Here is a 4,131-nt window from a genome sequence, read left to right on the forward strand (position 1 = left end):
ATGGATCGGCTTACTCTTCCAGCCCCGTCCAAATTGCGCTCCGGATATTCGCGGAATGATCGATGATCAATACAGATGTTAAATTATAAATGGTGTAACAATAATATATAGGCAATACATAGTCATTTGGCTGATGTTGAAGAACAAAACCCGGTCTTTTGGTGTAAGTGTTTTCCGACAGTTTATTAAAATACCGCGAAGACACATTCTCGGCCTGAAATGAATTCAGATACCGAGGAAACAATCATGGCCAAATACGATCACTTCAATCGGATCGCTGGGACGGGCGGAGCGGATAGCTTGAGCGGCGGTACCGGCTTCGACCTGTTCTATGGTGGTGCCGGGAACGACACGTTCAATGGTGGCGGCGGCCAGAACGCCGCCGTCTATAGCGGCAACGCCAGCAGCTACACGATAACGAACAGCAACGGCTCTCCGGTCCGGATCAGCGGGCTGGAGGGAACGGACACGCTGAACGGCGTGCAATTCGCCATCTTCGCCGACAAGGTGGTGCCCCTCTACGTGTCCACCCCCTTCTTCGGCTTCGATGAGGATGTCTACCTGCGGAACAATGCGGATGTCTCCGCTGCCGTCCAGAAGGGCACCTATACCAGTGGCCGGCAGCATTTCGATCTTTATGGCCGGTACGAGAACCGGGTAGCCGAAGTCAAGGGTGGCTTCGACTCCGCCTACTACACGCATGTCAATCCCGACGTCGCCGCCGCGCATGTTTCCCCCACGGCGCATTATCAGCAGTATGGCCAAGCCGAAGGCCGCAGCACCCACCTGCTGTTCGATGCCGGCTATTATCTGGAAAGCAATCCTGATGTTGCCGCTGCCAAGATTGACCCCTGGACGCATTTCACCTTCTACGGATGGCGGGAAAACCGTAATCCATCGCCGTTCTTCGATGTCTCCGATTATCTCGCCGCCAATCCGGACGTCGCGGCAGCGGGCTACAACCCTCTCTATCACTATCTGAACTGGGGGCAGGCCGAAGGCCGGCAGATCCATGTGGATGCCGGGTTTCAGATCGTATGACCCGTGCGGACATGGGCGTAAGGCATAGCGGATAGCATCGGCACCGTTTGGCATTGTTCTTGGGTTGGCATTGTTCTTGGGGTTGGGCGCGCCTGTTCGTACGAATAGGTGCGTTTTTTTGTCTGCCATCCAATTATTTGGTCCATTTTAAATGAATGGAATCAATAATAATGAATGAATTGAGGTAACGTTGATGTGTATGGGTATTTTCCGATAGTTTATTTTTATAGTAAAAATGCAGATGATCATTTTGAAATGAATTCAGACTTTTCTGGATTTCGAATGCAGGAATATCCTCATGTCGAGAATCACCATGATGCACGCTCTGCCCATCGGCTTACTGCTGCTGGCGGGCTGTACGGGACACAATGTGACGGCAAGTTCGCCGGGCTATGTTGCCCTGAAGGCCGGGAATTATGCAGAATCGACCCGCCTTCTCGAAGCGTCCAACATCAGGTGGCCGAACAGTCCCGTTGACGAGCTGAACCTGGGCGCATCCTACCAGTCACAGGGCCGCATGGATCTGGCCGAGCCGTTCCTGCGTCGGGCGATGACCCATGGCCATGGGCTGATGCCCACGCACACCACGAAGGACTGGGCCAAGGGAATGACCGTGGAGGAGGTGGCTTGCCAAAACCTGGCGATCGGCTTGGCGCCGGCCACTATCGAGGGCACGGCCACACCCTGCCAGACGACCCTGGTCGTGGCGGTCATCGCCGCGCCCGGACCGGTGGCTCCCCTCTATCGCCAGACCTCGTACAATACCTATTTCGAATTCGACAAGGCGACCCTTACCCAGGATGGGGAAGCCATCCTGCGCGACGCCGCTAAGGAGATCCTCAGTAATCCTGACCGGCGTGTCGCCCTGGTCGGCAAGGCGTCGAGCATCGGCACCGACTATTACAACATGGATCTGTCGCGCCAGCGCGTCGAAACCGTGCGCAATGCATTGATCGCTGCCGGCGTGCCCGCGTCACGCATCGATGTGCGCTGGGTCGGGGAGCGCGAACTTCCGGTGTCGCAGCGCGACGGGGTTCAACAGCCGCTCAACCGCGTGGTGGAAGGCGTGGTCAAGTAACCGGCACTTAATATTCAGCGACGCAAAGCCCTTCGACCGGATGCAACGCCTGCAACCGGCCGGAGCGCGCATGTTCAATTGAAAGGCACGGATCATGGCCATTGAGAATACCGACCTCGAACGGCGCGTCCTGGCGCACGAACGCATCCTCCAGATATTGATCGCCCATATGACGGAGGCGGAGCCGAAGTTTCTGGAACGGCTGCAGGAGAAATTCTCCAAAAGCCACGGTCTGGGGGCCAACGAGCATGATTTTGTCGATACCCACCAATATGCGCGGGAATTCATCCGCACGGTGGTGAATATCGGCGAGGACGGGGCGTGAGGAGACGCAGGCCTGTCCGGCTCTTTCCCGGTTCACCCACCGGCATCAGGTGAAGGGTCCCAGGATGACGGCGACGATGGCCGCCATGCCGAGGACGATGGGAATGACCATCGGCGGGGTGAACAAGCCGAACCAATCCCGTTTGCTACGGGTGCGTATATCGTCCAGGGGTACGGTTGGGGCCGGCACGGCCTCGTCCGCGGTGATGATCGCATCCAGAACTTCAGGTTCCATGCGGAGCGCGAAGCCATAACCTCTGGCGATTTCGGTCAAATGCAGGGTTGTTGCCACCCGCTGCCAGGCAGGAAAGGATAGTCCGTCCATTGTTTCCTCCTCGGTTTCGACCTCATACTGGCCGGCGGGCAGCAGGCCCTCGACACCCAGCAAACCGAATGGGCGGTGGAACCGCACAGCTTGGCGGATCGTACGGATTGCCATTGGGACGACTTTCTGTGGGCCGAAATATACGATACCCGTGATTTCGGCTTTGGGTGGAATGATGGAAAATCATTCAGCCCATCATGCAAATTTACCATCACTGTATTTTAAGAATTTATCAACATTATTATTCATTTTTCTTTCAATGTTGAATGTTGTCACATGGGTATTTTCCGATCCTATCATTGATCGCGATATGTTTTATATTTCGGCGTGTTTGATGGCCTGCTCCTCTTGGGCAGCGATTAAATTGTCAGGGTCGCTGGCGCGATTTTCTTAGGACACGCCTATGCGACCGGGCCTCCGCCCCCTTCCTGGGGGCAGCAGCAGGAAAGATATCGATATGGAAAAGTCTGGCGCCAAGCCCGCGACCAAGCCCACGGTTGCGCCGACCAACAACGGCAAGGGCAAGCCCGCCCTGGTGCCGGCCCATGCTCCGGCCGCTCATGCCGACAAGCATGGCAAGGACACCAACGCCAAGCACACGCAGAAGAAATAGCCCTTTGCTTGGCTGTGCTGGCGTCGGGCGCCCCTCCGACGCCGGCACTCTTTCCATATCCAGTCCACAGGTGGAGGAAGCAATCATGAAGCGTTTCAATATTCTTCTGGCCGGGGTTGCCCTTGCCACGCTGTCTGCCGGCTCCCCGGCCTTCACGCAGGGCACCCCGCAGACCATCGCGTTGACGCAGGTGGACCCGACCACGCTGGCCACGGGCTATCGTACCTCAAAGGTGGTGGGCAGCACGGTCTACAACGCCACGGGCGAGACGGTGGGCACCATCGACGATCTGATCGTAACCCCCAACGACAAGGTGCCCTTCGCCGTGCTGTCGGTCGGCGGCTTTCTTGGCGTGGGATCGAAATATGTCGTCGTCTCCTACGCGGCGCTCAACGTGACGGACAAGAAGTTTATCCTGCACGACGCCACCAAGGCATCGTTGAAGAGCCTGCCGGAATATAAATACGCCTCCTGACCGGTTTCACCCCCGATGGCCGGCACTGGCGAACGCCCGGCTGCCGGCCGTTTTCATGCAGTGGGTATCCCACCGGAAAGGCAGGCCATGAGCCAAGGCATCATTCTATTGATCATCCTCACCCTGATGCTGATCGCCTTCTTGCCGCGATGGCCGTACAGCGCCGATTGGGGTCATTATCCCAGTGGCGTTTTGGGCGTGATCCTGGTCATCGCGGTGATACTGTTGTTCCTGACGGGGCGGCTCTGACGCCGGCCGGACACATCGGAGAGGTT

7 protein-coding genes are annotated in these 4,131 nt (G+C 57.1%); 6 read left to right on the forward strand and 1 reads right to left on the reverse strand.

Going from position 1 to position 4,131, the window contains the following annotated elements; all coding sequences use genetic code 11:
• Positions 1–246 precede the first annotated feature (246 nt).
• From ACM9HJ_RS30775 to ACM9HJ_RS30785, 3 genes are all read left to right on the forward strand, one after another.
• Positions 247–1,041, forward strand: coding sequence for a hypothetical protein (locus ACM9HJ_RS30775; protein ID WP_416575628.1), 795 nt, complete (start codon positions 247–249; stop codon positions 1,039–1,041).
• Positions 1,042–1,339: 298 nt separating this feature from the next.
• The gene (locus ACM9HJ_RS30780) at positions 1,340–2,119 is read left to right on the forward strand and encodes an OmpA family protein (RefSeq protein WP_416575629.1); all 780 of its coding nucleotides are present in this window, start codon (positions 1,340–1,342) and stop codon (positions 2,117–2,119) included.
• Positions 2,120–2,213: 94 nt separating this feature from the next.
• On the forward strand, positions 2,214–2,444 hold the full coding sequence (locus ACM9HJ_RS30785) for a hypothetical protein (protein WP_416575630.1): 231 nt from the start codon (positions 2,214–2,216) through the stop codon (positions 2,442–2,444).
• A gap of 45 nt (positions 2,445–2,489) precedes the next feature.
• On the opposite strand, the gene ACM9HJ_RS30790 is transcribed toward ACM9HJ_RS30785, so the two are convergent.
• Complete coding sequence (locus ACM9HJ_RS30790) at positions 2,490–2,882, reverse strand: hypothetical protein (RefSeq protein ID WP_416575631.1); 393 nt, start codon at positions 2,880–2,882, stop codon at positions 2,490–2,492.
• 343 nt (positions 2,883–3,225) lie between these two features.
• Here ACM9HJ_RS30790 and ACM9HJ_RS30795 point away from each other — a divergent pair, with 343 nt between their 5' ends.
• The 3 genes from ACM9HJ_RS30795 (at position 3,226) to ACM9HJ_RS30805 (ending at position 4,105) form a co-directional block, all read left to right on the forward strand.
• A complete protein-coding gene (locus ACM9HJ_RS30795) occupies positions 3,226–3,381 on the forward strand; it encodes a hypothetical protein (RefSeq protein ID WP_416575632.1) in 156 nt (51 codons plus the stop codon).
• An 85-nt stretch (positions 3,382–3,466) separates the two neighbouring features.
• Positions 3,467–3,856 (forward strand): PRC-barrel domain-containing protein, encoded by a 390-nt coding sequence (locus tag ACM9HJ_RS30800; protein ID WP_416575633.1) that lies wholly within the window; start codon positions 3,467–3,469, stop codon positions 3,854–3,856.
• A gap of 87 nt (positions 3,857–3,943) precedes the next feature.
• A complete protein-coding gene (locus ACM9HJ_RS30805) occupies positions 3,944–4,105 on the forward strand; it encodes a DUF3309 family protein (protein ID WP_416575634.1) in 162 nt (53 codons plus the stop codon).
• Positions 4,106–4,131: the final 26 nt, after the last annotated feature.

The sequence above is a fragment of the Niveispirillum sp. KHB5.9 genome (assembly GCF_048066115.1).
GTDB lineage: Bacteria > Pseudomonadota > Alphaproteobacteria > Azospirillales > Azospirillaceae > Niveispirillum.